Raw genomic sequence first — 25,184 nt, 5'->3', positions numbered from 1 at the left:
TCCCGCTCACCCCGCCACGATCTGCTCGATGGCCGTCGGCCCCGCGACGACAGGCAGACCGGCCTCGCGCCACGCCACGATGCCGCCGGCGATGTCCGCCGCGTCGAGCCCGAGCGAGCGCAGTGAGTGCGCCGCGAGCGACGAGGTGTAGCCCTCGGTGCAGACGATGATCCAGCGGCGCCGGGTGTCGGCCTGCGGCAGGCGCGCGTCCGAGCCCGGGTGCAGCCGCCACTCGAGGTGGTTGCGCTCGACGACGAGCGAGCCCGGGATCTCCCCGAGCTCGCGGCGCTGCCACTCTGGCCGGATGTCGACGATCAGGGCACCTGACGCCACCGCCTCCGCGGCCTCGTCGGGCGCCAGCCGGGTCAGGCCCTCGCGTGCCGCCTCGAGCATCTCGTCAACGCTCCCGAAGATCACGATGCCGCCCGCTCCTCACGCGCCGGCGCCGGCGCCTCGGGGTCGTCGGTCCAGCTGGATGCACGTCGCACCAGCCGGTCTCCGTCGACATCGTAGTAGTGCATGACCTTCAACGGCGGTGAGTAAGCGTGCACGCTCACCGCAGTACCCACCGCGCGGTTGATGACATCGTGCACGTAGTGAGTTCCGAACACGACGGTCTCCCCCGCCTCCCGCGGCTGCTCGTCGAGCGACCCGGCAGCCCTGGTGCCGGCCCACACCGACTCGGTCAGCTCGCCGTCGACGACGGTGAACGCCCCTGCCGAGCCGCCGTGGTCGTGCAGCTGGGTGCCCTGCTCGGTCGTCCAGCTGATCAGCCAGACGTCGACCTGCTCGTCGGCATGGATGCGGACGTGCCACCGGTGCGACGGGTCGGCCCGGACCTCGTGCCGACCCGCGGCGACCTCGTCGGCGAAGCGGCGTGTCGTCGCGGCGAGCTCGTCGAGGGTCAGCGCGGCGCGGACGGGCTGGGTGCTCATGGCACCTATTTAAACTCACTTTAATTAGTAGACTTACAAAGTCCAACACCTGGGCGCGTCGCGACGGCGACGCTGGGACCTATGCCAGGGCGCGGTCGAGCCCGTGGCGTACGGCCGAGTACGCCGCCAGCTCCTGCTGCACCGGAGCAACGACCAGGTCCTGCGCGACCTCCGAGACGGCCGAGCGGAGCCGGTCGTCGGCACGACGGGCCCGCGAGCGAGCCGTGCCAGCGACGAGGATGCGGCAGACCAGTGCGAGCACGATGCCGAGCACGACTCCGCCGAGGGCGAGCAGGATCGGCACCGAGATGCCGCCGACGTGCGGCGTCGAGGAGTCGTCCAGCGTCCCGGAGACATAGGCGGCCAGGGTCCACACCCCGCCACCGACGGCAGCGAGGATGAGCAGCCACTGGAGCACGCGGATCAGCCCGGCCCAGACCGGAAGCCGGGAGGCCCCGAGGTCGGTGTCGCCCAGCGCCGCGTCCAGCCGGTCGTTCAGGTCGTCGATGTGCGTGACGGACGCCTGGCGCACCGACTCCTGCCAGGCCTTGCCGAGGCCCGTCGAGGCGTCGTCGGCCAGGGCACGGACCTCGCTGTCGACGCGGGCGCGCTGCACGGCTGTCGGGGCCGGCACGGATGTCCGAGCGCGACCGGTCAGCTCCTTGCCCGCGGAGCCGAGGTCGAGGTGGAGACGCTTGAGCGGGTCCGGCTTCAGCGCCGACACCCAGGAGAGGAGCGGCCAGCCGGTCGCGCGGTTGGCCCGCATCCGGGTGGCACGGTCGACCGCGTCGACGATCGTCGGGACACCGGCGGCCTGCGCGATCGCGTCGTCCAGCGCCTCGACCCGGGCGGGCGCCAGCGAGCGGGGCTTCGCGGAGCCGGACTCCGCCTCGATCTTGCCCGCGACGGTCCGGATGTCGGCCTCGAGCCGGGCACGGGTCGCCTTCTTCTCCGAGACGCGCTTCGCGATCTCCGCCTTGAGCTCGGGGATGCCCCACCCGAGCTTGGCGCTGACCGGGATGACCGGCACCTGGTGCAGACCGTCGTTGTCGAGCAGACGTCGGACGTCCTCGACCATCGACTCGCGCCGCTCCTCGGGCACGGTGTCGATGTGGTTGAGCACGACGACCATCACCTCGTCGTGGCTGCGCAGCGGGGTCAGGTAGCGGTCGTGGATCGCGGCATCGGCGTACTTCTGCGGGTCGAGCACCCACACCAGCATGTCGACGAGGACCACGAGCCGGTCGACCTCGAGGTGGTGCGAGACCTCGGTCGAGTCGTGGTCGGGCAGGTCGAGGAGCACGACGCCGTCGAGGTCCTGACCCTCGCGACGGGTGTCGAGCATCGAGTCGCGCGTCGTCTGGTGGCGGTCGGGGATCCCGAGCCACTCCAGCAGCTCTCGGGCGCCCTGGGTGCCCCAGACGCACGCCGTCGCCCACGACGTGGTCGGGCGGCGTACGCCGACCGCCGACAGCTCCAGACCGGTGAGCGCGTTGAAGGTCGACGACTTGCCCGAGCCGGTGGCACCCGCGATGCCGACGACGGTGTGGTCGGCGGAGAGCTTGAGCCGACCCTGGGCGCGCTCGACCGTCGTCCGAGCCTCGTCCACGAGCTCGTCGCTGAGGCGGCCGCCGGCCGCATCGACAGCGGTCGCCAGTCCGTCGATGCGCTCGCCGATGTCAGATCCGGAAGAGACCAGGCTCTTCTTCGCACTCTGGAGCAGCGAGGTCATGGCGTCACCCTAGATGAGGTACGTCCGGGAGCGTGCAGCGAGAGGGGTCCCTCTGCTACGACCCCGCGATGCGGGCGGCGTACCGGGCGTCGTCCACGCGGCGTGCGGCCTGACGCAGCTTCTCCGCGGCCTCCGGGTCGATGCGCAGGTTGTCGAGCACGTCGAGGTAGCGCACCTCCTCGTCGGCGAACAGCGTGCGGACGCGGACCTCGAGCGACTTGCGCGCCCGCTCGGCCAGCGACCGCACGGCCTGGTCACCGAAGACGGCTTCGAGGAGCTTCTGTCCCACCACCGCAGAGCCGCCGGCGATGCCGACCTCGGCACCCGTGAGCCCGGCCGTGTTCGCGAACACGACGACCATGAGCGACACCGCGAGGCCGTTGACGCCGAACGCCAGGAACCGGGCGGTCGACCGCTTGTCCTCGCCCTCGCTGCGCACCATGTCGAGCACGTCCTGCTGCCAGTCGCGCACGGCGCGCTCGGCCTTGCGGCGCAGGTCGCGGGAGGCGCGGCCCAGGTCGCTCGGCGAGGACTGGAGGAGCCCGCGGCCCGCCTCGAGCTGGAGCCAGGCCGCCTCGGCACGCTCAGCGGCGTGCTCGGCGTGCTCGAGGATGAGCAGCTCGAGCCCCGACTCGACAGCGACCTGGACGTGCTCGGCCTGCTGGGGCTTGCCCTTGACCGCGTTGACGATCCGGTCCCGCAGCTTGCTGACCTTCGACTCCAGCGAGCGCAGCAGCTCGCCGGTGCCGACGAACTCCTGCCAGCGCGCGAGCACCTCGCCGCGCAGCAGTGTGCCGTCGGCCGTCGCCTCGAGCACCGCGCGCAGACCCTCGTCGTACGCCGCCACGGCGTCGTGCCGCAGCCGCGTCACGGCCTGCGCCTGGGCGACGGAGGCGTCCGCGACCGGGTGTGCCCGGCGCGAGACGGTGCGGACGGCGCCCTCGAGCGTCTGCCGCACGACCGCCTGGCGGGCCCCGCTGTCGGCCGCGAGCATGTCGAGCCAGCCGCGGACCTCGGCGACGTTGTCGGCCGGCAGCAGCCCCTCGTCGGAGACCGTGCCCTCGTGGACGATGAAGAGGGGGCTGTCCTTGAGGCCGCGCGAAGCGAGCATCCGGGCCAGGTGGGTGGCGACCGTCTGGACGGCGTCGGCGGGCGTGCGGTCGAGCACCACGGCGACCGCCGTCGAGCGCTCGGCGGCGGCGCGCAGGAAGCTCCACGGCACCTGGTCGGCGTACCTCGCGGCGGAGGTGACGAAGATCCACAGGTCGGCGGCGGCCAGGAGCTGGGCTGCGAGCAGCCGGTTCTGCTCCTCGACCGAGTCGACGTCGGGCGCGTCGAGCACCGCGAGCCCGACCGGGAAGCTCTCGGAGGCGACGAGCTGCAGCGCCTTGGGGTCGTTGGTGGAGTGCGAGACGCGCTCCAGGTCCGGCAGGAGCCGGTCCTGCCCGAACCACTGCGCGTCCGCGGGGTTGTGCACCAGGACGGGCGAGCGGGTCGTCGGGCGAAGCAGCCCGGGCGTGGTCACGCGCGAGCCGACGATCGAGTTGACGAGGGTGGACTTCCCGGCACCCGTGGAGCCGCCGACCACGGCCAGCAGCGGCGCCTCGATCGTCGTCATCCGTGGGATGACGTAGTCCTCGAGCTGAGCCACCAGCTCGGTCTGGCTCGCGCGCTGCTCCGCGGCGCCGGGCAGGTCGAGGGGCAGGACGACGTCGGTGAGCGCCTGGCGCAGTCGCACCAGCGCGGTCACCATCCGCGTGGTCGCCGTCCCGACGTCGGCAGCGCCAGTGGCCCCGACGGCGGCGCCGCCGGGGGTGGGGTTCGCGCTCGAACCCTGATTCGAACCCTGAGGGGTCGTCATCGCGTGGGCACCACCTGTCCGGGAAATGCGATGGTCGGCCTGACCCTACCTATTCTCGCGACATACTCCTGACCCCGCTCCGCGAAGTCGGGGGGCGGCGTGCCCCGCAGGTAGCGATAGTGCAGGTAGCCGAGCTCGATCGCGGCCTGCTGATAGTCGCGCATCGCACGCTCGCCGGCCTCGCCGCCGCGCTCTCGCGCATAGCCACGCGCACGACGGCGGGCGCCGAGGTCGACCACCCAGCCGATGTCCGTCGCGGGCAGCAGACCACGGGCCGCGGCGTCGCCGAGCGCGCTCGCGAGCATCCGCTGCTCGGACGAGCGGGCCCACAGCGCGAGGGCGCCGATCCCGCAGAAGGCCGGCACCATCAGGACGGCGTAGACCGTGAAGAAGCCGCCGAAGCCGTAGACGGTCGCGGAGTTCCAGATCGAGTGGGCGGCCACGGCGCAGGCATAGCCCGCGAGCGGCGCGAGGAGCCGCACCGTCCCCGAGCGTGCGCCGACCGCGATGCCGACCCCGACACCGGTGAACGCGGTGAAGAGCGGGTGTGCGAACGGGCTGGCCAGACAGCGGACCAGGAACGTCTGGGTGAGTGCGTCGGTCCCGCCGGGACCGATCCCGTCCGTCCCGTCGTACGCGGCCGCGAGGTAGAGGATGTTCTCGGTGAAGGCGAAGCCGATGCCCACCATGCCGGCGTACACGATGCCGTCGAGGATGCCGTCGAGCTCGTCGCGCCTCCACCACAGCAGTGCCAGCAGGAAGGCGCCCTTGCATGCCTCCTCGATGACCGGCGCGAGGACGGCGCTGCCCGCATCCCCCGTCACGCCGGCGACCACGCCGCCCACGCCTTCGAGGACCACGGCGGCGAAGCAGGCGACGAACGCGCCCCACAGGAGGCCGAGGGCGAGCAGGCCGCGCGGCTCGGGCTCGTAGCGGTCGAGCCAGAGGTAGCAGCCGACGAGCGGAGCGACCGGCAGTGCGGCCAGCACGGTCGCGACCACGAGCGTCCTCGGAGCCCCGGAGAACGCGATCAGCAGGAGCATCGGGAGCGCGGCGAGCACGACCACGATCGAGACGGCGACGGTGAAGAAGGCGCCGCTCCGCCTGGTTCCGGTCCCCGCCCGAGCTCCGCCCCCCATGCGGTCACCCTATCGGCGCTGTCGGGTCATAGAGTGAGTGCCATGGGTGAGGAGACCAAGCCGGCTACCGAGTCACACGACCCCTCCGTTCCGGAGGCGTGGTCGACGTTCATGCGCCAGGGGTGGGGCGATCGGGAGCTCGACCTCCCGCCGCACTCGATCACGTCGTACGCCGCAGCGCGCCGCGCGCGACTCGCCGACGCGTTCCCGGGCGAGCGACTGGTGGTCCCGTCCGGCGGCTACAAGGTGCGCTCGTACGACACCGACTACCGGTTCCGACCCGACACGGCGCACACCTACTTCACCGGCAACCAGACCTCCGACGCCGTGCTCGTCATCGAGCCCGACGGGTCCCCGATCCTGTACGCGCGCCCCCGGTCGTCGCGGGAGACCGACGAGTTCTTCCGTGACCGCGTCTACGGCGAGCTCTGGGCAGGTCGCCGGCCGTCCGCCCGCGAGATCTCGGACTCCCTCGGCATCGAGGTGCGCCACGTCGACACGCTCCCGGACGCGCTCCGAGTCGGCGTGAAGACCCGCGTGCTGCGCGGTCGCTCGTCCTACGTCGACGGGCTGGTCACCCCTGACGAGGCCCTCGACGACGACTTCGCCCGCGTGGTCTCGGAGATGCGGCTCGTCAAGGACGAGTGGGAGGTCGCCCAGCTCCAGGAGGCGTGCGACATCACGGCGCTCGGGTTCGAGGACTCGGTGCGCGAGTGGCCGCGGGTGCTCGAGTTCGGCGAGCGCTGGATCGAGGGCACGTTCTTCCGCCGCGCCCGCGCGATGGGCAACGACATCGGCTACGACTCGATCGTCGGCGGCGGTTCGCACGCGACGACGCTGCACTGGATCGACAACACCGGCCCGATCGTGCCTGGCACGCTGGTGCTGCTCGACATGGGCGTCGAGCAGCGCAACCTCTACACCGCCGACGTGACCCGGACGCTGCCGGTCTCGGGCACCTACACGGCGCTGCAGCGCGACCTCTACGACCTGGTCCACCGGGCGCAGGACGCCGGCATCGCCGCCGTACGACCCGGCGCGCCGTTCCGTGCCGCCCACAACGCGGCCGTCGAGGTGCTGGCGCACGGTCTCGGCGACCTCGGCCTGCTGCCGGTGTCGGTCGAGGAGGCCCTCGACGAGGACAGCAAGGTCTACTCGCGGTGGACCCTGCACGGGGTCAGCCACATGCTCGGCATGGACGTGCACGACTGCGGCGCCGCGTCGAAGGAGTCGTACGCCGAGGGCACGATCGCGGAGAACATGGTGCTCACCGTCGAGCCCGGTCTGTACTTCCAGGAGGACGACCTGCTCGTCCCGGAGGAGCTGCGCGGGATCGGCATCCGGATCGAGGACGACATCCTTGTCCGCGCCGACGGCCCGCAGAACCTCTCCGCCTCGCTCCCCCGCTCGTCGGGTGACGTCGAGGCCTGGATGGGCTCGCTGATCGGCTAGTCGCTCGGCGAGGGCTTCGGCCGCAGCCGCACGATCGGCATCTCGCGGTCGGTCTTGTGCTCGTACTCGCCGAACCGCGGTGCGGCCGCCACGACGCCCGCCCACGCCTCGGCACGCTCGGCGCCCTGCAGTTGCTCGGGCGTCACGTCGACCCGCTGACCGTCGACCTCGACCCAGACCCGGTCCGGGTGCGCGGCGAGGTTGTGATACCAGGCCGGGTTGCCGATCGACCCGTTGGCCGAGGCGACGACGTGTCGGCTGCCGTCCGGTCCGGGGAACCAGGCCACAGGCGTCTGCCGCGGCTCGCCGCTCTTGGCACCGACGGTGTGGAGCACCAGCAGGTGCATGCCCATCATCGTCGTGCCGCGGGCCTTGCGGACGCGGCGGCTCATCATGCTGTTGCCCCAGCGCATGAGCGGCCCGCGCGGCTGCCTGCGGCCGTGGGTGCCGTGAGGATGCGTGAACGTCATGGCTTCCTCCTCCGAGAGGACGGCGATCGATGCTTCAACGCTATCTCGGCATGATGGGCCCGTGATCGGCGACCGATGGGGAGTGACGGACCCCGAGGTGCGCCGCCACTACGCCTGCGACGATCTCGTCGCCGAGCCGACGCTGCAGGCCTGGCGGGGCGTCGATGTCGCGGCCGACGCCGGGACGGTGTGGCGCTGCGTGGTCCAGATCAGGCTGGCGCCGTACTCCTACGACTGGCTCGACAACCTCGGCCGGCGCTCCCCGCGCTCCCTCGCCGCCGTGCCGGTCCCGCGGGCCGGTGACCCGTTCACCGTCGCGCTCGGTCGGCCTCGGGGCCGGATCGTCTCGGTCGATGCCGACGGCGCGGAGCGACAGCTGACGGCCACGATCATGGGCGCGTTCCTGTCGTACGTCGTCGTGCCCGGTGACCCGGGTCCGACGCGCCTCCTCCTCAAGGTCGTGGCACGGACCGGCCGCTGGGTCGCCCCGGTGCTCTCGATCGGCGACCTCGTCATGGCGCGCCGTCAGCTGCTCAACCTCGGACGACTCGCCGAGCACGAGGGGTGACCGACGTCGGCTTCGGCGCCTCGGAAAGCGCCCCTCCGCCCCCGCCCGCCATCGTGCCCCTGCCGGATGTCGGGGCCTCGCGGGATACTGGGCCGCATGCGAGCGATCTGGAAGGGCGCCGTCTCCTTCGGCCTGGTGAACGTGCCGGTCAAGCTGTACGCGGCGACCGAGTCACACGACGTGTCGTTCCGTCAGGTCCACGTGACCGACGGAGGGCGCATCCGCTACCAGCGGATCTGCTCCGTCGATGGCGAGGAGGTGCCCTACTCCGACATCGCGAAGGGCTACGAGACCGAGGACGGCGAGATGGTCATCCTCACCGACGACGACATGGCGGCCCTGCCGTCGGCATCGAGTCGTGAGATCTCGGTCGAGAAGTTCGTGCCGAGCGACCAGATCGACCCGATGCTGTTCGAGAAGTCCTACTTCCTCGAGCCCGAGAACACCGGCAAGAAGCCGTACGCGCTCCTCCGGGAGGCACTTCGCGAGGCCGACAGGATGGCCGTGGTCACCGTCGCGCTGCGCAATCGGACCACCGTCGCGGTGCTGCGGGTCCGCGAGACCGAGCGCGGGGACGTGATCGTGCTGCAGACGATGATGTGGCCCGACGAGGTCCGCGTCCCCGACTTCGCCGTCGACGTCGACGGCGAGGTCAAGCCGGCGGAGGTGAAGATGGCACGCATGCTCGTCGACACCCTTGCCGGCGACTTCGACCCCAGCGAGTTCGAGGACGACTACGCCGAGGCGGTCGAGACGCTCGTCAAGACCAAGGTCGAGGGTGGCGACGTCACCCGGACGGAGACGTCGACCAAGTCCGCCGGCGAGGTCGTCGACCTGCTGGCCGCACTGCAGCGCTCGGTGGCCGCCGCCAAGAAGGACCGTGGCGAGGACGTCCCCGACGAGGCCGAGGAGGAGTCCGCCGGGAAGGGCGGCGCCTCGAAGGCGGGCGCGAGGAAGACGGCTGCGAAGAAGGCCACGACGAAGAAGGCGCCGGCCAAGAAGACCGCCGCCAAGAAGACCGCCGCCAAGAAGAGGGCCAGCTGATTGGCCAGGCTGTGGGACATCACGCCGCCCGTCGACGTGACCTCCCCCGTCTTCCCGGGTGACCAGCGGTACGCCGCCGACTGGACGTTCCGGATCGGTCCGGGCTGCCCCGTCAACGTCGCGCGGCTGACCCTGTCGCCCCACACCGGAGCGCACGCGGACGCACCGCTGCACTACGCCCCGGACGGTACGCCGGCCGGCGGGCTCGACCTGGCGGCGTACCTCGGGCCCTGCCGGGTCGTCCACGCGACCTCCGCCAGGCCGCTCGTCACCCTGGACCATGTCGCGCACGCGCTGCACGACCCCCTCCCACCGCGCCTGCTGGTCAGGACCTACGATCGCCAGCCAACGGCGTGGGACGAGGCCTTCGCCGCGCTCGACCCGGCGCTCCTGGACGAGCTGGGGGCGCGCGGCGCCGTGCTGGTCGGCACGGACGCGGCGAGCCTCGACCCTCCTGACAGCAAGGCCCTGGCCGCCCACCACGCGGCCCACCGGCACGACCTACGGATCCTGGAGAATCTCTTGCTCGACGACGTTCCCGAGGGTGACTACGAGCTGATCGCCCTTCCGCTCAAGCTGACGACCGCGGACGCGGCACCCGTGCGCGCGGTTCTCCGGGAGCTCGCATGACCACGCGCGAGGACCTGGCGAAGTGGGACGCGCAGGACCCGTTGGCACCGCTGCGCGACCTCTTCGACCTCCCCGCCGGGACGATCTACCTCGACGGCAACTCGCTCGGCGCACTCCCCCGCGCCACGGCGGCCCGGGTCCAGGAGGTCGTCACCCGCGAGTGGGGCGCCGGGCTGATCGGCAGCTGGAACAGCGCGGGTTGGATCGACCTCCCGCACCGGGTCGGCGACAAGATCGCGCGCCTGGTCGGGGCCGGCCCCGGCGAGCTGGTCGTCGCCGACTCCACGAGCGTCAACGTCTACAAGGTGCTCAAGGCGGCGCTCGCGATCGCCGCCGCTGACGCCCCGGGACGCAACGTGATCCTCAGCGAGCGCACCAACTTCCCCACGGATCTCTACGTCGCCCAGTCGGTCGCGCGTGAGCACGGCTGCGAGCTCGTGCTCATCGAGCCCGACGAGGATCCGGCCGACCGCCTCGACGACCGCGTCGCGGTCCTCATGCTCACCCACGTCAACTACCGCACCGGCCGCATGTGGGACATGGCCGGCATCACTGCACAGGCCCACGAACGCGGCATCGTGACGGTCTGGGACCTGTGCCACTCGGCCGGCGCGGTCCCGGTCGACCTGACCGGCGCGGCGGCCGACTTCGCGATCGGCTGCGGCTACAAGTTCCTCAACGGCGGGCCGGGCTCGCCGGCGTACGTCTGGGTCAGCCCGCGGCACGCCGACCGCTTCGCCCAGCCGCTGTCGGGCTGGATGGGACACGCTGCGCCCTTCGCGTTCACGACCGACTACGAGCCGGCGCCCGGCATCGCACGCTACGTCTCGGGCACGCCGGCGGTGATCGGCACGGCCGCGCTCGAGTGCGGGGTCGACACGCTCCTCGCCGCCGAGCCGTACGGCGGCATGGTCGCGCTCCGCGAGAAGTCGCTCGCCCTCACCCGGCTCTTCGCCGACCTCGTCGACGAGCGTGTCAGCGGCTTCGACATCGAGTCGCCCCGCGACGACGAGCAACGCGGCAGCCAGGTCAGCCTGACCCGGCCCGAGGGCGCCTACGCGATCGTCCAGGCGCTCATCGCCCGCGGGGTCATCGGCGACTTCCGCGCCGGCCAGAGCGGCCTGCCCGACATCCTGCGCTTCGGCGTCACACCGCTCTACACCCGCTTCGTGGACGTGTGGGACTCGGTCGAGCACCTGCGTCAGGTGATGGAGAGCGACGAGTGGCGCGACGAGCGCTTCTCCCAGCGGCTGGCGGTGACCTGACCATGAGCGACATGGACTACGGCGACTACCTGCACCTCGACGAGGTGCTCGCGGCCCAGCACCCCCTCTCGCCGCACCACGACGAGATGCTCTTCATCGTCCAGCACCAGACGACGGAGCTCTGGCTCAGGCTGATGCTGCACGAGCTCGACGCCGCCATCACCGCCGTCGCCGAGGACCGGCTGCCGGCGGCCTTCAAGATGACCGCGCGGGTGTCGCGGATCATGGAGCAGCTCGTGCACGCGTGGGACGTGCTGGCGACGATGACGCCGCCGGAGTACAGCGCGATCCGGCCGTTCCTCGGACAGAGCAGCGGCTTCCAGAGCTGGCAGTACCGCGTCCTGGAGTTCCGGCTCGGCAACAAGAAGGCCGCGATGCTCCGTCCCCACGAGCACAACCCGGACCGGTTGGCGCCCGTCGAGGCGGCGTTCGTCGCGCCGTCGCTGTACGACGAGGCCCTCCGGCTGCTCGCCCGCCGCGGGCTGTCCGTGCCGGCCGACCACGTCGAGCGGGACTGGACACAGCCCTACCAGGCCAGCGAACAGGTTGAGCAGGCCTGGCTCGAGGTCTACCGCGCCCCCGAGAAGCACTGGGACCTCTACCAGCTCGGCGAGGAGCTCACCGACCTCGAGGACGCGTTCCGCCTCTGGCGCTTCCGCCACGTCACGACGGTGGAGAGGATCATCGGCTTCAAGTCGGGCACGGGCGGCACCAACGGCGTCGGCTACCTCCGGTCGATGCTCGACGTGGTGCTCTTCCCGGAGCTGTGGCGGCTGCGCACGGCCCTGTAGCCCGCGCTCGCGACCACGGCCCGGCATGATGAGCCCATGAGCACGTCCCTCACCTACGAGCTGACCTACGACGCCCCTGTGGCCGACGTGGCACGCATGCTGTCCGACCCCGAGTTCCGCAAGGCCGTCTGCGACGCCCAACGCGCACTCTCGCGCAGCGTGACGGTCACCGGGACGACCGAGAGCGGGAGCGTGTCGATCGAGTACTCGCAGGCCGCCTCGGGCATCCCGTCGTTCGCGAGGAAGATCGTCGGCGACACCATCGACATCGTCCAGCGCGAGGAGTGGAGCGACAACCGCGCCACCGTGGACATCGTCATCCCCGGCAAGCCCGGCGAGACGTCGGGCACCGTCACGCTCACCGAGTCCGGCGGCGTCACGGTCGAGCGGGTGGCGGTCGAGATCCGGGTCAACGTGCCACTCGTCGGAGGCAAGGTCGAGCGGCTGATCCAGGACGTCCTCGTCAGAGCCTTCAAGAAGGAGAACCAGGTCGGCCGGGAGTGGCTGGCTCGCTGAGCCCGGCGTCGGGCCGGGCGCCTGCCTCGGCCCGCTCCTCGGCCAGGTCGTGCCGGCGCCGTACGGCGACCACGATCCCCAGCACCACGAACGGCCCGAACGCGAGCAGCAGCGTCAGCGCCCTCTCGTGGGGATGCAGCGCACCCAGGTGGAGCGCCACGATCTCGGGGGACATGCGTCCAGGTTAGATCGGGTCGCCCGCGTCCTGGCAGCCGGGCCGTCACCGGAGCAGGTCGGGGATCTCCTGCGTGCCGAACCAGCCGAGGTCCTCGTCGGGGTCGGCACCGGCGGGCCGCTCGGCGAGGTCGGCGTGCACGGCCCGCCAGTCCCGAGCCCGGACGGCGCCACCGGACCACGCGGCCTCGACGACGATGACGACGCGCCGACCGGGGCCGGCGAGCAGCTCGGCGGACGCGTCCGCGGCCGACATCAGCGCGGAGTACTCCCCCTCCTCGGTGTCGTCGGGCGCCTGGAACGCGCCGAGCAGCCCCGGGTCCTCCACCGGCACCTCGCCGGCCGCGTGCCACGTGCCGAGCAGGTCGATCGTGGCGGGCACGTAGAGCCGCATCAGGTGCTCTCCTTCTCGGGCCGGCGCCGCCCGCGTGGAGCCCGCTCCCGCCCGCCGTTCGAGGTGTCCAGAAGCTCGACGAGGGCGTCGGCGAAGCACTGGCTGAGGATGTCGGTGTCGGGGACCATGTCGCGGTCGACCGTCATGCCGAAGAACACCCCGCCGTCGAAGGACGTCACGCCGATCGCGAGCGCGTGTCCGGGCACCAACGGCGGCACGGCGTAGCTCGCCACCATCCGGGCGCCCGCCGCATAGCGGGGCGACTGAGGCCCGGGGACGTTCGTGACGGAGAGCTGGTAGCTGCGATCGGGCTGCGCCGCAGCCGCTCGCGACCCCACCGCGTGGAACGTCGTCGGCGCGAAGCCCGCGATGCCCGCGAGCCGGCTGGCGGCCACGCCGCGTCCGGTCGCCTTGTGCGACTCGAAGGAGTACGACACCTGGTGCAGACGTACGACGGGGCTCGCCTCGCCGACCGGCAGGTCGACGAAGTGCACGGCGATCTGGGAGCCCAGCGACGTCGTCTCCTCGTTCTCGTCGATCACCGAGACCGGGACGACGGCACGGACCTGTCGGATCCCGCCGAGCGACTCCGCCCGTGCCATCAGCCAGGCGCGCAGGCCGCCCGCGACGATGGTCAGCACGACGTCGTTGATCGTCCCGCCGTGTGCGGCCCGGATCGCGCGCAGGTCCTCGAGCCGTGCATCGAGCGTGACGAACCGGCGCTGCTGCGACAGCCGGCCGTTGAGCGGGGTCGGCCGGTCGGGGCGACCCCGCACGACCATCTCGGCCGTGCCGATGCCCTGACGCGCGAACCCGCGCGCCCGGCGGACGAACCGGGTGCTGGTGCTGCGTGCCCTGGCGAGGACGGTGTCGGGCTCGGCGATGGCGTCGCGGACGGCGTCGACCAGCAGCCCGGCGGGCGTCGCCGGACGCCCCGGCCGCCAGGTGTCGTGCTCGTCGGGGTCGAGGATCCTGGTGTCGGGGCTGACGTCGAGCAGCACCTGTCCGAGGTCGACGGTGTGGACACCGTCGACCAGCGCCTGGTGGGCCTTGGTGAGGATCGCGACCCGGCCGCCCTCGAGACCCTCGACGAAGTACATCTCCCACAGCGGCCGGCCGCGGTCGAGCGGCCGGGACACGATCCGCGCGACCAGGTCGCGCAGCTGGTCGGCGTTGCCGGGACGCGGGAGCGCGGAGCGTCGTACGTGGTATTCGAGGTCGAAGGTCGGGTCGTCGACCCAGACCGGGTTGGCCAGCCGACCCGGGACGACCTGGACCTTCTGCCGGTAACGCGGGACGAAGGAGATCCGGTCGGCGATGAGCGCGAGCAGGGCCTTGTAGTCGAAGCCGCCCGGGCCGGGCTCGAAGACCTCGACCGTCGCGTTGTGGCGCGGCGCCGTGGCGCTCTCCTCGCTCAGGAACGCCAGATCACGCGGTCTGAGGCGGTCCCCCATGTGACGCCCCTCTCCGGGGCCTCTTGGGCCCCTCTCAGTTTCACATGGGATTCTTCCAGAGGTGCGACGGGCGTGGACCGCCCGTCGTCTTCCGTGTGTCGAACCCACTCGAGAGAGGCAACGATGCGCAAGCTGCGCCACCTCATCGCCGTACTCGCCGTGCTCGCCGGCGCCCTGTTCCTCACCGCGTGCGGCAGCGACGGGCAGGCGCCCGCATCCAGCCAGCCGTCGACCAAGACCATCGACATCAAGTTCGAGGGCAAGAGCGTCACACCGAACGGCGAGCGCGTCAACGTCGCGATCGGCCAAGAGGTGAAGTTCGTCGTCACCGCCGACGCTCCTGGCGAGATCCACGTCCACTCCTCGCCGGAGAAGCAGCTCGAGTACGGCACCGGCACGACCATCCTCGACCTCGGCAGCTTCAAGACGGCCGGCATCATCGAGGTGGAGTCGCACTCGCTCGAGAAGACCATCGTCCAGCTCGAAGTCAAGTGATCGTCCGGTGATCTCCGCCCACGGGATCGGGGGCGCTCGAGACCTTCCGATCTCGCCTGAGCTCGCCATCGCCGGCGCGGTCGCCGCACTCACCATCTCCTTCACCGTCCTGGCGGTCGCGTGGCGTACGCCGCGCTACGACGCCGCGACGTCCGGGCGCCCGGCACCGGCCTGGATCGTGGGCATCGTCGACTCGACGTGGTGGCGCGTCCTGTGGCGGGCCGTCGGGTTCGTCCTGTTCCTCTACACCGCGATGGTCGCGGTGTTCGGCAAGGACCTGCTCACCAACCCACTGTTCGGCATCTTCTACGTGTGGTGGTGGGTCGCCCTCGTCCCGCTGTCGCTGCTGTTCGGTCGGGTGTGGCGTGCGATCAGCCCGGTCCGCACCATCAACCTGATCTTCGCGAAGCTCTCCGGCGGCGACCCGGAGACCGGCGTCTACCGCTACCCCGAGTGGCTCGGCCACTGGCCGGCCGCGATCGGGCTGTACGCGTTCGTCTGGATGGAGCTCGTCTACCCCTACTCCACCGAGCTCGGCCCTGTCCGGCTCTGGTGTGCCGTGTACGTCGCCCTGATGCTCATCGGCGGCGCGCTCTTCGGCAACGTCTTCTACGAGCGGGCCGACCCGTTCGAGGTCTACAGCTCCCTCGTCGCGAAGCTGTCGGTGTGGGGCCGCCGCGACGGCGCGCTCCTCGTGCGCAGCCCGCTCGCCAACCTCGACACGGTCACCCCCCGTGCGGGCCTCGTCGCGGTGACGGCGGTCCTGTTCGGCTCGACGGCGTTCGACTCGTTCAAGGACTCGACGCACTGGGTGACGTTCCTCCAGGGCAGCGACTACATCAACAACCACAGCTGGGCGCCGACGCTCGTCAACAACCTCGCCCTGCTCGGCTTCTGTCTCGCGGTCGGTGCGATCTTCGCCGCCGGCACCATGCTCACCGGCGTCGAGCCGGGCTTCCGGAGACGGACCCTGCCGGGCCTCTTCGCGCACTCGATCGTGCCGATCATCGTGGGCTACATCATCGCGCACTACCTCTCCTACCTGCTCGAGGCGGGTGAGGCGACCCTGATCAAGGCGAGCGACCCGTTCTCCAACGGCTCGAACTGGTTCGGCACGGCGAACTGGAAGGTCGACTACTACTTCGCCTACCACCCCACGATGCTGGCGAACATCAAGGTGCTGGCAGTCGTCTGCGGCCACGTGGTCGGTGTGATCGCTGCCCACGACCGGGCGGTCAAGCTGCTCCCGCGCCGTCACCAGCTCACCGGGCAGCTCCCGCTGCTGTTCGCGATGGTGGCCTTCACCATCGGCGGCCTGTGGCTGCTCTTCTCGGCCTGATCACCGCGGCCTGATCACCGCGGCCTGATCACCGCGGCCTGATCACCGCGGCCTGATCACCGCGGCCTGATCACCGCGGCCTGATCACCGCGGCCTGATCACCGGGCCCCGATCTCCGCGCCACTCAACGGGCGCGGACGCGTCGGGCCCGCCGCCCCGCTGCGGGCGGAGGCGGTGCGAGCTCGTCGACGAACCGCGCGATCGCCCTCGGCAGCGCCGCGTCCGGAGCGGTCTCGAGGAGCGTGCGTCCGGCGACCGACGTCTTGTCGACGCTCGCCCGGTCGTCCGGCAGGAACCACACGTCCGCGCTGCGCACCACACCGGCGAGCATCCCGACGACCTCGCGCTCGGACCACCCGATGGTCGGCCGCATCCGGTTGACCAGGACGTACGGCGGCTCGCTGGTCCGCTCGCGCAGGTCGACGAGCCCGCGCGCGAGCCGGGAGAGCCCGACCGGATCGGGCGTCCCCACGACGATGACCTCGTCGGCGGCGTCGAGCGCGTCGATGGTGAGCTGGTTGCGCCCGGAGCGACCCTGCATCTCGGCGCCGTCGTCCTCGAGGCTGAAGCCGGTGTCGATCACCACAGAGCCGCTCCTGCGCCCGCACTCGGCGATCTCGCCGACGAGGCCCGGGCGCAGCTCGGCCCAGCGCTCGGCGCGCGGCAGGCCGGTCAGCACGTCGAGCTGCGGCCCGTAGGCCCGCAACGCGGTCACGAAGCGCTCGGACAGCTCTCCGCCCACGGAGAGCCGGCCCGCGGCCAGGAGTCCGGACACCTCGTCGAGCACGCCGAGCAGAGGGGCGACCGCGCCGCCGTGCGGGTCGGCGTCGACGAGGACCGTCGGATATCGTCGCCGGGCCAGCTCTGCGGCCACGGCGGCCGCGACCGTCGTACGACCCGGAGCGCCCGCAGGCCCCCACACCGCGACCACCCGTCCACGACCCGGCGGACTCGACGCGGTGGCGGGCTCGTCGGGCCCACCCTCCTAGTCCGGCTGCTCGGCCGAGGTGAGGGCGTCCGGCAGCCGACCGAGCGCATCCTCGGCGACGATCCGCGACAGGCCCGCCCGGGAGGCCCGCGCACCGGCAGGGTCGCCCGCCGGTCCGGCTGGCACGACGGCGACGGCGCGGACCCCGTGACGGCGCAGCTGGTCGACCGAGGTGGCGTCGAGTCCGGGCAGGTCGGCGGCGAGGACCGCGCAGTCGGCCTGGCCCGACGCAGCGGCCGCGAGCAGGTCGTCGAGGTCGACGCAGCGCTTGAGGACGACGACGTCGGCCGTCCGCTCGAGCAGGCTCAGCGCGGCCGGCTCCCACCCGGCTCCGGCCGCGGCGAGCAGGACGACGCACGTCATGCGCGCCGGACGACGGTCAGGGTCGGCGAGTCCGCCGCGCCGAGGAGTCCGAAGAACCGACGGGCATCGTCCTCGGGCACCGCGAGCACCAGCTGTCGCTTGCCCGACACGACGAAGCTGTCCTGGACGTCGGGGGCGTCGACCACGCTGGCGGCGGCCAGTGCCGGCTCGGCGTCGCCGAGGAGGTACACGTCGACCACGCTGCCCGCGCCGACGGATGGCGGCACCTGCTCGGGGTCGACCGCCAGCGGCACCTGCACCGTCCCGCTCTGCGTCGCGGTGCCCACGGCTGCGCGGGGCAGCAACTCGCCGGCGCCCAGCCCGCGCAGCAACACACCTCGGGGCGGCGACGCCGTCCCGCTGTAGTAGTCGCGAAGCACGTCGGCGTCGGCGAACCGCACCCGGTGCTGCTCGAGGTCGCCGGCCGCCAACGGAGCGCCCGCGGCCAGGTCACCGACAGCAGTCCAGACCGGGACGGTGTCATCGGCCGACGCCAGCACCCGCGCGCCGACGACGACCGACGCGGCGACGATCGCGACGCCGACCCAGAGGCGGGGGTCGCGCCAGCCGGCACGCTGCACACGCTGCGCGGCGGGCGCGCTGCCCGCAGACGCACCCAAGGAGGAACTGTCGAGCCCGAGATTCACCGGCACATCATGGACCGGACGGACCTCGGCGTCATCCGGTTCTCCACAGGCAGGCGTTCACCGGATTCTATCCACAACCAGTTGGACGCACCTGCGCACGATCACCAGGGTGATGGGATCATGTCGGAATGCCGGAGACCCCCCGTTTCCTGACGCTCGCCGACGTCGCCGAGCTGCTCAACACCTCGAGCGCCCAGGTCTATGCGCTGGTGCGCCGCGGAGAGCTGCCCGCGATCAAGCTCGGCGGCCGCGGTCAGTGGCGGATCGAGGCGAGCAAGCTCGAGGAGTTCATCCAGCAGCTCTACAAGGACACGGAGGAGTTCGTCTCCGAGCACCCTTTCGTCGACCAGGAGTCGCAGGACTGATCGGACTAGCCGACCTCGCCGGCGAGGGTGACCTCGACCTGGCGGTCCTTGCCGGCGTGGTTGACCGTGAACGTGATCTTCTCGCCGGGCTGGTGGGTCCGGATCGCGACGATGAGGCCGATGCCGTCGGAGACCCGCTGGCCGTCGACGGCCTTGATGATGTCGCCCTTCTTCAGCCCGGCGTTCGCCGCAGGCGTCCCGTCGTCGACCGAGCTGATCTCGGCGCCGTCACCGCTGTCGTCGGCGGTCTGCACCTTCGCCCCGATGATCGGGTAGCTCGCCTTGCCCGTGTCGAGGATCTGCGCGGCGGTCGTGCGCACCTGCTCGATCGGGATCGCGAAGCCGACGCCGATGCTGCCGGCCTCGTCCTGGATCCCGCCGGTCGTGGCGATCGCGGAGTTCACGCCGACGACCTGGCCGAGCAGGTTGACCAGCGGTCCGCCCGAGTTGCCGGGGTTGATGGCCGCATCGGTCTGCACGGCGTTGATGTAGGACGTGTCGTCGGCCGAGTCGCCCGTCGTCACCGGCCGGTCGAGCGCGCTGACGATGCCCGCCGTCACCGTCGAGCTGAGCCCGAGCGGCGAGCCGATCGCGACGACCTGCTCACCCACCCGGAGGGCCTTCGCCGCGCCGAGGGAGGCAGGCTTGAGCCCCTTCGCGTCCGGTGCACTGATGACCGCCAGGTCGTAGACGGGACTACGGCCGACGACGGTGGCCTTCGATCGTCGCCCCTGGGTGTCGACGACCCAGATCGGCCCGTGGTTCTTGGCCGCGTCGGCGACGACGTGGTTGTTGGTGACGATGTCGCCCTTCGCGTCGAGGACGAAGCCCGACCCGGTCGCGCCGTTCTCCTTGCCGGCGTACTCCGCCTGGATCTGCACGGTCGAGGGCAGCAGTGCATCGGCCACGGCGACCACGCTCGCGTCACCCGGCTTGATCGGCGCCTGGTTGACGGTCGTGCTTCCGAAGCCGCCCGAGGACGTGTACGCCGTCGGGTTGTCGTCGTCGAGCCCGTCCCACAGCGCTGCGCCACCGACGCCGCTCAGGGCCCCGATGATGAGCGCGAGGACCGCGACGACCGGCCACGTCCAGCGGCTCGGTCGGGCCCGCGTGGCCGGGTCCGACTCGGGCGTCCGACCGGGCAGCGGCTCGGTCAGGGGCTGGGTGAGCGGCGGCAGCCAGGAGTCGCTCGGCCGGATCCCGGGTGGCGGGAACGCCGGACCCGGCGGCGGAGCGGGTCGGTCCCAGCCCAGTGGCTGGGTGGGCTCGCCGGACGGCTCGTCGGTGCTCACCCGGCCATTCTGTCAGGGCCGGCCAGACCTGGAGCATCCCTTGCTCAGCGGGGAGGCGGGTGCGTCAGGGCGAGGGGGTGCGCTCGCGATGCACCGCGAGCGTGGTGCCGGAGCCTGTGAGCGACACGACCGGCATCGGCCGCTCGGTCGTGGGCGCCGAGGCGGGAGCCGCGCCGAGCGCGAGGACGCCTATGACGGCGGCGCCGACGGCCCCTCCACCGACCGCGGCCAGGGTCACGTTGCGCCGATGGTGGTCGGCGCCGAGGAAGCACTCGCCCGGAGTCAGCTCCGAGGCGCCCAGCAACGAGCCCTTGAGCCGGTCGGACGCTGTCGCCCCGGCGTCGTACGAGAGGCCGGCGAGACGGCGCTTGACCCAGCCCTCCCGCTCGACCCGGTCGCGGCAGGTGTGGCACTGCTGGACGTGCGCCCACGCGCGCTCGGCCTCGTCCGCGGGGAGCTGACCGTCGAGCAGCGCGCTGGTCCGGTTGCCCAGGTGGCCGTTGAGCAGGCTCATCCTCGTGTCGCCCAACCCAGCACCTTGGGGCCGGAGTAGCGCATCCGGCCCGACTTCGGCGCCCGGTGCGCGAGGCCCTCGCGCAGCATCGCCCGGCCGCGGTGGATCCGGGAGCGGACCGTGCCGAGCTTGGCGCCGAGGATCTCGGCGATCTCCTCGTACGTCAGACCCTCGACGTCGCACAGCACCACGGCCGCCCGGAAGTCCGGTGGCAGCGCCTGAAGCGCCCGCTCCACGTCGTCGTCGAAGCGCTGGTCGGTGTAGGCGATGTCGGGCGTCGGCTGGCTGCTGCTGAGCCGGTCGGCCCGCTCGTCGGACAGCGCGTCGAAGCGGATCCGCTGCTTGCGGCGCGCCTGGTCGAGGAAGAGGTTCGTGGTGATCCGGTGCAGCCAGCCCGAGAACGTGCCCGGGGTGTAGGAGTCCAGGGAGCGGAAGACACGGACGAAGACCTCCTGGGTGAGGTCCTCCGCGTCGTGAGGGTTGCCGGTGAGCCGGTACGCCAGCCGATAGACACGGTCGGAGTGCTGCTCGACGATCTCGTCCCAGGTCGGCACGCCGGTCGCCTGTTCGGTCGTCGTCTCGTCGCCCATGTGGGTCGCTCCCTCATCTCGCGGAATCCCAGGCTAGGTGCGCAACCTGAAGGCAGCCTGTGAGTCTGTGGTGTGTCCAACGCCGAGCACAGGGGTTTCGTTCCCCCACCGCGGGCGCGGTCGCGTTAGGTTTCTCCCGTGACCACGGAGCCGATCAACGCCACGAGCTGGACCTACGCCGAGGAGTTCGTGGCCGAGGACGAGATCCTTGCCGCCGCACGAGCACGCGCGGCCGAGGTGGGCGTCGTCCCGATCGGGCCGGGCAGCGGCGCCGCGCTGCGCTTCCTCGCCTCGGTCCTCGACGCCCGCGCCGTCGTCGAGGTCGGCACAGGGACCGGTGTCTCCGGCCTCTGGCTGCTGCGCGGCATGCGCTCGGACGGCGTGCTCACCACCGTCGACATCGAGACCGAGCACCAGCGGCTCGCCCGGCAGACCTTCACCGAGGCCGGGATCCCGACGCCACGCGCCCGCACCATCTCCGGCGCTGCGCTCGACGTGCTCCCCCGGCTCACGGACGGCCACTACGACCTGGTCTTCCTCGACGGCGACAAGCGTGAGTACGCCGACTACCTGACCGAGGCGCTCCGGTTGCTGCGTCCCGGCGGCGTCGTGGCGTTCGACAACGCGTTGTGGCACGACCGGGTGGCCGACCCGTCGCGACGCGACGAGGAGACCACCGTCATCCGCGACGTCGGCCGCACGATCGCCGGCCACGACGGCCTGGTCCCGCTGCTGCTCCCGGTCGGCGACGGGCTGCTCGTCGCCAAGAAAGAGTGGACCCCAGAGGTCTGACGGACCGTCTGGGAGACTGGCCGCATGCCGTCCGATGCCGCGCTGGACCTCACGCTGGACCTCACCGCCGACGTCGTCACCCTGACGCGGCAGCTCGTCGACATCGAGTCCGTGAGCGGCGAGGAGGCGGTCATCGCCGACGCGGTCGAGGCCGCACTGCGAGCGCTCCCCCACCTGTCCGTGGAGCGGTTCGGCCACACGATCGTCGCCCGGACGTCGTACGGGCTGTCCGAGCGGGTGGTCCTGGCCGGTCACATCGACACCGTGCCGGTCAACGGCAACCTGCCGAGCAGGCTGGAGGGCGGCGTGCTGCACGGGCTGGGCAGCTGCGACATGAAGGGCGGGGACGCCGTCATCCTGCGGCTCGCTGCGACCCTCGAGCGGCCGACGCGCGACGTGACCTACGTGCTCTACGACTGCGAGGAGGTCGACGCGGCGCGCAACGGGCTGAACAAGCTGTCGCAGTCGCACCCCGACCTCCTGGCCGCCGACTTCGCGATCCTCATGGAGCCGTCGAACGCGGGCGTCGAGGCCGGCTGCCAGGGCACCCTCCGGGTCGAGGTGCGGACCCACGGCGAGCGCGCCCACTCGGCGCGCAGCTGGATGGGCTCGAACGCCATCCACGCCGCCGGCGACGTGCTGCGCCGCCTCGAGGAGTACGTCGCCCGGCAGCCGGTCATCGACGGCCTGACCTACCACGAGGGTCTCAACGCGGTTCTGGTCTCGGGCGGCGTCGCCGGCAACGTCATCCCCGACGAGTGCGTGGTGACCGTGAACCACCGCTTCGCCCCCGACCGGACCGAGGAGGAGGCGCTGGCGTTCGTCCGGGAGTTCTTCGACGGCTACGACGTCACCCTCACCGACTCGGCGCCCGGCGCGTTGCCCGGCCTGGACCGGCCGGCGGCCAAGGAGTTCGTCGATGCCGTGGGTGGCGAGGTGGGGCCGAAGTTCGGCTGGACCGACGTCGCCCGGTTCACCACGCTGGGCGTGCCCGCCGTCAACTTCGGGCCCGGCGACCCGACGTTCGCGCACAAGCAGGACGAGCAGGTGGCAGTCTCGGAGATCGAGCACTGCGAGCGTGTGCTGCGCGCCTGGCTCGCACGCGACTAGGACAGGACGCAGATGACGAAGCGAAGCGGCAGCTCGCCGCGACCCACCGCCGGCCGGCCGGACGGCAGCACCAACGACCAGCGACTCCTCGACACGCGCGGGCCCAGCGACTGGGTGCACACCGATCCGTGGCGAGTGCTCAAGATCCAGGCCGAGTTCGTCGAGGGCTTCAACGACCTCGCCGAGATAGGTCCCGCGATCTCCGTCTTCGGATCGGCCCGGACGCCGGCCGGGCACAGGTCGTACGAGATGGGCGTGAAGGTGGGCGCCGCCCTGGCCCAGGCCGGCTTCGCCGTCATCACGGGCGGCGGCCCGGGCGCCATGGAGGCCGCCAACAAGGGTGCGGCGGAGGCCGGGGGCCAGAGCATCGGGCTCGGCATCGAGCTGCCCTGGGAGGCGAGCCTCAACCCGTACGTCACCTTCGGCCTGAACTTCCGCTACTTCTTCGTCCGCAAGACGATGTTCGTGAAGTACGCCCAGGGCTACGTCGTCCTCCCCGGCGGTCTCGGCACCCTCGACGAGCTGTTCGAGGCGATGACGCTGGTCCAGACGCAGAAGATCACTCAGTTCCCGATCGTCCTCATGGGCGTCGAGCACTGGAGCGGGCTGATCGCCTGGATGCGTCAGTCCATGCTCTCCGACGCGAGGATCAAGGAGAGCGACCTCGACATGCTCACCCTGACCGACGATGTCGACGAGGTCGTCGACCTGATGGTGAAGGCGCGGGACGCCCGATGATGTGGGTCTTCGCGATCGTGGTCGTGATCGTCCTCGGCGGGGTCGCCGTGGTCGCCGCGGGCCGCGGCGAGCCGATGGCCCCGGCGTACGACGACCGACCCGACGCCCTCGTCCCGGCGGACCGGCCCCTCACCGCCGCGGACCTGCGGAAGGTGCGCTTCTCGGTGGCGCTGCGCGGCTACCGGATGTCGGAGGTGGACGCCCTCCTGGCACGGCTCGGCACCGAGCTCGAGGACGCCCGGGAAGGTGACACGCCATGTCCATGATCGTCGCGTACATCCTCACCTTCCTCGGCGCACTCGCCGTGGTGCTCACCCGGCTGCGTCTGCGCAACAGCCACGCCGGCTGGCCACTCGCCGCGCACACGGGTGCCGGCGCGGTCGCCGTCGTGCTCTGGCTGCTCTTCCTGATCTTCCCCGAGGCCTCGTTCCTCGGCGGCTCGCTGGTCGGCGTGATCGCCCTCGCCTTCTGGTGGGTCGTGACCGCGACCGGGCTGATGCTGCTCGTCCGCTGGCTGCCGAGCCGCAACCGCGGCAAGCGCGCGGCCGACACGGTCGCCGCCGCCGACTCCTGGACCGAGAGTCCGTGGCTGTCCGTGCTCGCCCACGTCGGGATGCTGCTGGGCGTCTCGTGGTTCACCTGGGCATACGCCATCAGCGCGATCTGACGTCGTCGAAAGGAGCATGCTCGATGCGACGCACCCTCCTCACGAGCACATTGACGCTCGTCCTGGCCCTCCCGGTCCTCGGCGGCCCCGCGCACGCCGAGGCCGCACCGACGCCGACCCGGCAGGTGACCCGACCGGCCGTGATCGGCGTCCGGGTGATCGGCCACTCCGTGAGCGGCCGTCCGATCCGGGCATGGCACCTCGGCACGCCGGGTGCCACGAAGGTCGTGCTGATCTCCACGATGCACGGCGACGAGTCGAAGGTCTCCGACATCCTGACCTCGCTGCGCGACGGGAGGCCGGTGACCGGAGTGGACCTCTGGGTCGTCCCGACCTACAACCCGGACGGGAAGGCGCGGCACCGCCGCCAGAACGCCCACGGCGTCGACCTCAACCGCAACTACCCGACGTCCTGGCGGCGCGTGACCGGCCGCTACGACTCCGGGACCGGGCCGGCGTCCGAACCGGAGACGCGCGCCATGATGGGCTTCCTGAGCCGCGTGCGGCCGGCGTACGTGGTCAGCTTCCACCAGCCGCTCTACGGGGTCGACACGCTCACCAAGCACCCGGCGTTCTCCCAGCGGCTCGCCCGGGCGCTGCGGCTGCCGGTGAAGCGGTTCAGCTGCAACGGTGGCTGCCACGGGACCATGACGATGTGGTTCAACAAGCACTTCCGTGGACAGGCCGTGACGGCCGAGTTCGGGACCAGCCCGTCGCGCAGCAACCTGCGCGGGCCCGTCGTACGACGCCTGCTGGGACTGTTCCACGCCCACCGCTGACCCACGGCGGCGTCGCATAGGGGATAATGACTCGAGCAACTAGTGGGCCCGCCAGCGGTTCACGTGACGCCATAGAGGAA

Annotated in this window: 31 protein-coding genes; 16 read left to right on the top strand and 15 right to left on the bottom strand. The window is 71.6% G+C overall.

From position 1 onward, the window contains the following. Positions 1-6: 6 nt before the first annotated feature. The 5 genes from ABD205_RS18125 to ABD205_RS18105 all read right to left on the bottom strand — a co-directional run bounded on the left by ABD205_RS18125 (position 7) and on the right by ABD205_RS18105 (position 5,667). Entirely contained in the window at positions 7-417 is a 411-nt protein-coding gene (locus ABD205_RS18125; RefSeq protein WP_344047244.1) for a rhodanese-like domain-containing protein, read from the bottom strand. After that, positions 414-935, bottom strand: a complete 522-nt coding sequence (locus ABD205_RS18120) for a cysteine dioxygenase (RefSeq protein ID WP_344047242.1) — start codon at positions 933-935, stop codon at positions 414-416. The genes ABD205_RS18125 and ABD205_RS18120 overlap by 4 nt, the downstream gene beginning before the upstream one ends. 79 nt (positions 936-1,014) lie before the next feature. Continuing rightward, on the bottom strand, positions 1,015-2,667 hold the full coding sequence (locus ABD205_RS18115) for a YfjP family GTPase (RefSeq protein WP_344047240.1): 1,653 nt from the start codon (positions 2,665-2,667) through the stop codon (positions 1,015-1,017). A gap of 55 nt (positions 2,668-2,722) precedes the next feature. Then, positions 2,723-4,528, bottom strand: coding sequence for a dynamin family protein (locus ABD205_RS18110; RefSeq protein ID WP_344047238.1), 1,806 nt, complete (start codon positions 4,526-4,528; stop codon positions 2,723-2,725). Next, positions 4,525-5,667, bottom strand: coding sequence for a PrsW family intramembrane metalloprotease (locus tag ABD205_RS18105; RefSeq protein WP_344047236.1), 1,143 nt, complete (start codon positions 5,665-5,667; stop codon positions 4,525-4,527). Before ABD205_RS18105 ends, ABD205_RS18110 begins: the two co-directional genes overlap by 4 nt. Before the next feature lie 42 nt (positions 5,668-5,709). On the opposite strand from ABD205_RS18105, the gene ABD205_RS18100 reads away from it, so the two are divergent. Beyond that, on the top strand, positions 5,710-7,119 hold the full coding sequence (locus ABD205_RS18100; RefSeq protein WP_344047234.1) for an aminopeptidase P family protein: 1,410 nt from the start codon (positions 5,710-5,712) through the stop codon (positions 7,117-7,119). Here the strand turns inward: ABD205_RS18100 and ABD205_RS18095 are convergent. Continuing rightward, entirely contained in the window at positions 7,116-7,589 is a 474-nt protein-coding gene (locus tag ABD205_RS18095) for a nitroreductase family deazaflavin-dependent oxidoreductase (RefSeq protein ID WP_344047232.1), read from the bottom strand. The genes ABD205_RS18100 and ABD205_RS18095 overlap by 4 nt on opposite strands. 61 nt (positions 7,590-7,650) lie before the next feature. On the opposite strand from ABD205_RS18095, the gene ABD205_RS18090 reads away from it, so the two are divergent. From ABD205_RS18090 to ABD205_RS18065, 6 genes are all read left to right on the top strand, one after another. Continuing rightward, positions 7,651-8,157, top strand: coding sequence for a hypothetical protein (locus tag ABD205_RS18090; protein ID WP_344047230.1), 507 nt, complete (start codon positions 7,651-7,653; stop codon positions 8,155-8,157). 96 nt (positions 8,158-8,253) lie between these two features. After that, positions 8,254-9,201 (top strand): non-homologous end joining protein Ku, encoded by a 948-nt coding sequence (ku, locus tag ABD205_RS18085; RefSeq protein WP_344047228.1) that lies wholly within the window; start codon positions 8,254-8,256, stop codon positions 9,199-9,201. Beyond that, positions 9,202-9,831, top strand: coding sequence for an arylformamidase (gene kynB, locus ABD205_RS18080; protein ID WP_344047226.1), 630 nt, complete (start codon positions 9,202-9,204; stop codon positions 9,829-9,831). Further along, positions 9,828-11,096 (top strand): kynureninase, encoded by a 1,269-nt coding sequence (gene kynU / locus ABD205_RS18075; RefSeq protein ID WP_344047224.1) that lies wholly within the window; start codon positions 9,828-9,830, stop codon positions 11,094-11,096. Before kynB ends, kynU begins: the two co-directional genes overlap by 4 nt. Before the next feature lie 2 nt (positions 11,097-11,098). Next, a complete protein-coding gene (gene kynA / locus ABD205_RS18070) occupies positions 11,099-11,887 on the top strand; it encodes a tryptophan 2,3-dioxygenase (protein WP_344047221.1) in 789 nt (262 codons plus the stop codon). A gap of 36 nt (positions 11,888-11,923) precedes the next feature. Further along, positions 11,924-12,403 (top strand): DUF2505 domain-containing protein, encoded by a 480-nt coding sequence (locus ABD205_RS18065; RefSeq protein WP_344047219.1) that lies wholly within the window; start codon positions 11,924-11,926, stop codon positions 12,401-12,403. Here the strand turns inward: ABD205_RS18065 and ABD205_RS18060 are convergent. The 3 genes from ABD205_RS18060 to ABD205_RS18050 are packed head-to-tail and all read right to left on the bottom strand — an operon-like array spanning position 12,360 to position 14,425. After that, complete coding sequence (locus ABD205_RS18060) at positions 12,360-12,578, bottom strand: hypothetical protein (RefSeq protein WP_344047217.1); 219 nt, start codon at positions 12,576-12,578, stop codon at positions 12,360-12,362. The genes ABD205_RS18065 and ABD205_RS18060 overlap by 44 nt on opposite strands. A gap of 45 nt (positions 12,579-12,623) precedes the next feature. Further along, a complete protein-coding gene (locus ABD205_RS18055) occupies positions 12,624-12,971 on the bottom strand; it encodes a DUF6912 family protein (protein ID WP_344047215.1) in 348 nt (115 codons plus the stop codon). After that, positions 12,971-14,425 carry a WS/DGAT/MGAT family O-acyltransferase gene (locus tag ABD205_RS18050; protein WP_344047213.1) on the bottom strand — a complete coding sequence of 485 codons (1,455 nt, stop codon included), beginning with the start codon at positions 14,423-14,425 and terminating at the stop codon, positions 12,971-12,973. Before ABD205_RS18050 ends, ABD205_RS18055 begins: the two co-directional genes overlap by 1 nt. A 123-nt stretch (positions 14,426-14,548) precedes the next feature. Between ABD205_RS18050 and ABD205_RS18045 the strand changes: the two genes are divergently transcribed. Further along, a complete protein-coding gene (locus ABD205_RS18045) occupies positions 14,549-14,920 on the top strand; it encodes a hypothetical protein (RefSeq protein ID WP_344047211.1) in 372 nt (123 codons plus the stop codon). Between the two features lie 7 nt (positions 14,921-14,927). Continuing rightward, complete coding sequence (locus ABD205_RS18040) at positions 14,928-16,259, top strand: hypothetical protein (RefSeq protein WP_344047209.1); 1,332 nt, start codon at positions 14,928-14,930, stop codon at positions 16,257-16,259. Between the two features lie 124 nt (positions 16,260-16,383). On the opposite strand, the gene ABD205_RS18035 is transcribed toward ABD205_RS18040, so the two are convergent. The 3 genes from ABD205_RS18035 to ABD205_RS18025 form a co-directional block, all read right to left on the bottom strand. Further along, positions 16,384-17,181 carry a CpaE/TadZ family protein gene (locus ABD205_RS18035; protein ID WP_344047208.1) on the bottom strand — a complete coding sequence of 266 codons (798 nt, stop codon included), beginning with the start codon at positions 17,179-17,181 and terminating at the stop codon, positions 16,384-16,386. A gap of 63 nt (positions 17,182-17,244) precedes the next feature. After that, on the bottom strand, positions 17,245-17,610 hold the full coding sequence (locus ABD205_RS18030) for a hypothetical protein (protein WP_344047206.1): 366 nt from the start codon (positions 17,608-17,610) through the stop codon (positions 17,245-17,247). Beyond that, positions 17,607-18,230 carry a hypothetical protein gene (locus ABD205_RS18025; RefSeq protein ID WP_344047204.1) on the bottom strand — a complete coding sequence of 208 codons (624 nt, stop codon included), beginning with the start codon at positions 18,228-18,230 and terminating at the stop codon, positions 17,607-17,609. Before ABD205_RS18025 ends, ABD205_RS18030 begins: the two co-directional genes overlap by 4 nt. A gap of 155 nt (positions 18,231-18,385) precedes the next feature. Between ABD205_RS18025 and ABD205_RS18020 the strand changes: the two genes are divergently transcribed. Beyond that, positions 18,386-18,622 carry a helix-turn-helix domain-containing protein gene (locus tag ABD205_RS18020; RefSeq protein ID WP_344047202.1) on the top strand — a complete coding sequence of 79 codons (237 nt, stop codon included), beginning with the start codon at positions 18,386-18,388 and terminating at the stop codon, positions 18,620-18,622. Positions 18,623-18,627: 5 nt separating this feature from the next. On the opposite strand, the gene ABD205_RS18015 is transcribed toward ABD205_RS18020, so the two are convergent. The 3 genes from ABD205_RS18015 to sigE form a co-directional block, all read right to left on the bottom strand. Further along, on the bottom strand, positions 18,628-19,914 hold the full coding sequence (locus tag ABD205_RS18015; protein WP_344047200.1) for a S1C family serine protease: 1,287 nt from the start codon (positions 19,912-19,914) through the stop codon (positions 18,628-18,630). A gap of 64 nt (positions 19,915-19,978) precedes the next feature. Beyond that, positions 19,979-20,428: an anti-sigma factor gene (locus tag ABD205_RS18010; protein WP_344047198.1), complete on the bottom strand. Its 450-nt coding sequence runs from the start codon at positions 20,426-20,428 to the stop codon at positions 19,979-19,981. After that, on the bottom strand, positions 20,425-21,018 hold the full coding sequence (sigE, locus tag ABD205_RS18005) for an RNA polymerase sigma factor SigE (protein ID WP_344047196.1): 594 nt from the start codon (positions 21,016-21,018) through the stop codon (positions 20,425-20,427). Before sigE ends, ABD205_RS18010 begins: the two co-directional genes overlap by 4 nt. A 138-nt stretch (positions 21,019-21,156) precedes the next feature. On the opposite strand from sigE, the gene ABD205_RS18000 reads away from it, so the two are divergent. From ABD205_RS18000 to ABD205_RS17975, 6 genes are read left to right on the top strand one after another with little or no spacing between them, the layout of a single operon-like run. Further along, positions 21,157-21,810 (top strand): O-methyltransferase, encoded by a 654-nt coding sequence (locus ABD205_RS18000; protein WP_344047194.1) that lies wholly within the window; start codon positions 21,157-21,159, stop codon positions 21,808-21,810. A gap of 24 nt (positions 21,811-21,834) precedes the next feature. Further along, positions 21,835-22,920, top strand: a complete 1,086-nt coding sequence (gene dapE, locus ABD205_RS17995; RefSeq protein ID WP_344047192.1) for a succinyl-diaminopimelate desuccinylase — start codon at positions 21,835-21,837, stop codon at positions 22,918-22,920. A gap of 12 nt (positions 22,921-22,932) precedes the next feature. Beyond that, on the top strand, positions 22,933-23,658 hold the full coding sequence (locus tag ABD205_RS17990) for an LOG family protein (protein WP_344047190.1): 726 nt from the start codon (positions 22,933-22,935) through the stop codon (positions 23,656-23,658). Beyond that, complete coding sequence (locus tag ABD205_RS17985) at positions 23,655-23,924, top strand: DivIVA domain-containing protein (protein ID WP_344047189.1); 270 nt, start codon at positions 23,655-23,657, stop codon at positions 23,922-23,924. The genes ABD205_RS17990 and ABD205_RS17985 overlap by 4 nt, the downstream gene beginning before the upstream one ends. Next, positions 23,915-24,325, top strand: coding sequence for a hypothetical protein (locus tag ABD205_RS17980; RefSeq protein WP_344047188.1), 411 nt, complete (start codon positions 23,915-23,917; stop codon positions 24,323-24,325). The genes ABD205_RS17985 and ABD205_RS17980 overlap by 10 nt, the downstream gene beginning before the upstream one ends. A 23-nt stretch (positions 24,326-24,348) precedes the next feature. Beyond that, entirely contained in the window at positions 24,349-25,104 is a 756-nt protein-coding gene (locus ABD205_RS17975) for a M14 family zinc carboxypeptidase (RefSeq protein WP_344047187.1), read from the top strand. The last annotated feature ends 80 nt before the right edge of the window (positions 25,105-25,184 follow it).

The sequence above is a fragment of the Nocardioides panacihumi genome, from assembly GCF_039530925.1.
In the GTDB taxonomy this organism is placed as follows: domain Bacteria; phylum Actinomycetota; class Actinomycetes; order Propionibacteriales; family Nocardioidaceae; genus Nocardioides; species Nocardioides panacihumi.
Note: the sequence above shows the minus strand (reverse complement) of the source record. Positions and strands in the feature narration are given on the sequence as shown.

Excerpts from the sequence above, each read along its gene's own strand:
- ABD205_RS18120 (WP_344047242.1), bottom strand. The coding sequence starts at position 935 with ATGAGCACCCAGCCCGTCCGCGCCGCGCTGACCCTCGACGAGCTCGCC.
- ABD205_RS18115 (WP_344047240.1), bottom strand. The coding sequence starts at position 2,667 with ATGACCTCGCTGCTCCAGAGTGCGAAGAAGAGCCTGGTCTCTTCCGGA.
- ABD205_RS18110 (WP_344047238.1), bottom strand. The coding sequence starts at position 4,528 with ATGACGACCCCTCAGGGTTCGAATCAGGGTTCGAGCGCGAACCCCACC.
- ABD205_RS18105 (WP_344047236.1), bottom strand. The coding sequence starts at position 5,667 with ATGGGGGGCGGAGCTCGGGCGGGGACCGGAACCAGGCGGAGCGGCGCC.
- ABD205_RS18100 (WP_344047234.1), top strand. The coding sequence starts at position 5,710 with ATGGGTGAGGAGACCAAGCCGGCTACCGAGTCACACGACCCCTCCGTT.
- ABD205_RS18095 (WP_344047232.1), bottom strand. The coding sequence starts at position 7,589 with ATGACGTTCACGCATCCTCACGGCACCCACGGCCGCAGGCAGCCGCGC.
- ku (WP_344047228.1), top strand. The coding sequence starts at position 8,254 with ATGCGAGCGATCTGGAAGGGCGCCGTCTCCTTCGGCCTGGTGAACGTG.
- kynU (WP_344047224.1), top strand. The coding sequence starts at position 9,828 with ATGACCACGCGCGAGGACCTGGCGAAGTGGGACGCGCAGGACCCGTTG.
- kynA (WP_344047221.1), top strand. The coding sequence starts at position 11,099 with ATGAGCGACATGGACTACGGCGACTACCTGCACCTCGACGAGGTGCTC.
- ABD205_RS18065 (WP_344047219.1), top strand. The coding sequence starts at position 11,924 with ATGAGCACGTCCCTCACCTACGAGCTGACCTACGACGCCCCTGTGGCC.
- ABD205_RS18060 (WP_344047217.1), bottom strand. The coding sequence starts at position 12,578 with ATGTCCCCCGAGATCGTGGCGCTCCACCTGGGTGCGCTGCATCCCCAC.
- ABD205_RS18055 (WP_344047215.1), bottom strand. The coding sequence starts at position 12,971 with ATGCGGCTCTACGTGCCCGCCACGATCGACCTGCTCGGCACGTGGCAC.
- ABD205_RS18050 (WP_344047213.1), bottom strand. The coding sequence starts at position 14,425 with ATGGGGGACCGCCTCAGACCGCGTGATCTGGCGTTCCTGAGCGAGGAG.
- ABD205_RS18045 (WP_344047211.1), top strand. The coding sequence starts at position 14,549 with ATGCGCAAGCTGCGCCACCTCATCGCCGTACTCGCCGTGCTCGCCGGC.
- ABD205_RS18030 (WP_344047206.1), bottom strand. The coding sequence starts at position 17,610 with ATGACGTGCGTCGTCCTGCTCGCCGCGGCCGGAGCCGGGTGGGAGCCG.
- ABD205_RS18020 (WP_344047202.1), top strand. The coding sequence starts at position 18,386 with ATGCCGGAGACCCCCCGTTTCCTGACGCTCGCCGACGTCGCCGAGCTG.
- ABD205_RS18010 (WP_344047198.1), bottom strand. The coding sequence starts at position 20,428 with ATGAGCCTGCTCAACGGCCACCTGGGCAACCGGACCAGCGCGCTGCTC.
- sigE (WP_344047196.1), bottom strand. The coding sequence starts at position 21,018 with ATGGGCGACGAGACGACGACCGAACAGGCGACCGGCGTGCCGACCTGG.
- dapE (WP_344047192.1), top strand. The coding sequence starts at position 21,835 with ATGCCGTCCGATGCCGCGCTGGACCTCACGCTGGACCTCACCGCCGAC.
- ABD205_RS17990 (WP_344047190.1), top strand. The coding sequence starts at position 22,933 with ATGACGAAGCGAAGCGGCAGCTCGCCGCGACCCACCGCCGGCCGGCCG.
- ABD205_RS17985 (WP_344047189.1), top strand. The coding sequence starts at position 23,655 with ATGATGTGGGTCTTCGCGATCGTGGTCGTGATCGTCCTCGGCGGGGTC.
- ABD205_RS17980 (WP_344047188.1), top strand. The coding sequence starts at position 23,915 with ATGTCCATGATCGTCGCGTACATCCTCACCTTCCTCGGCGCACTCGCC.
- ABD205_RS17975 (WP_344047187.1), top strand. The coding sequence starts at position 24,349 with ATGCGACGCACCCTCCTCACGAGCACATTGACGCTCGTCCTGGCCCTC.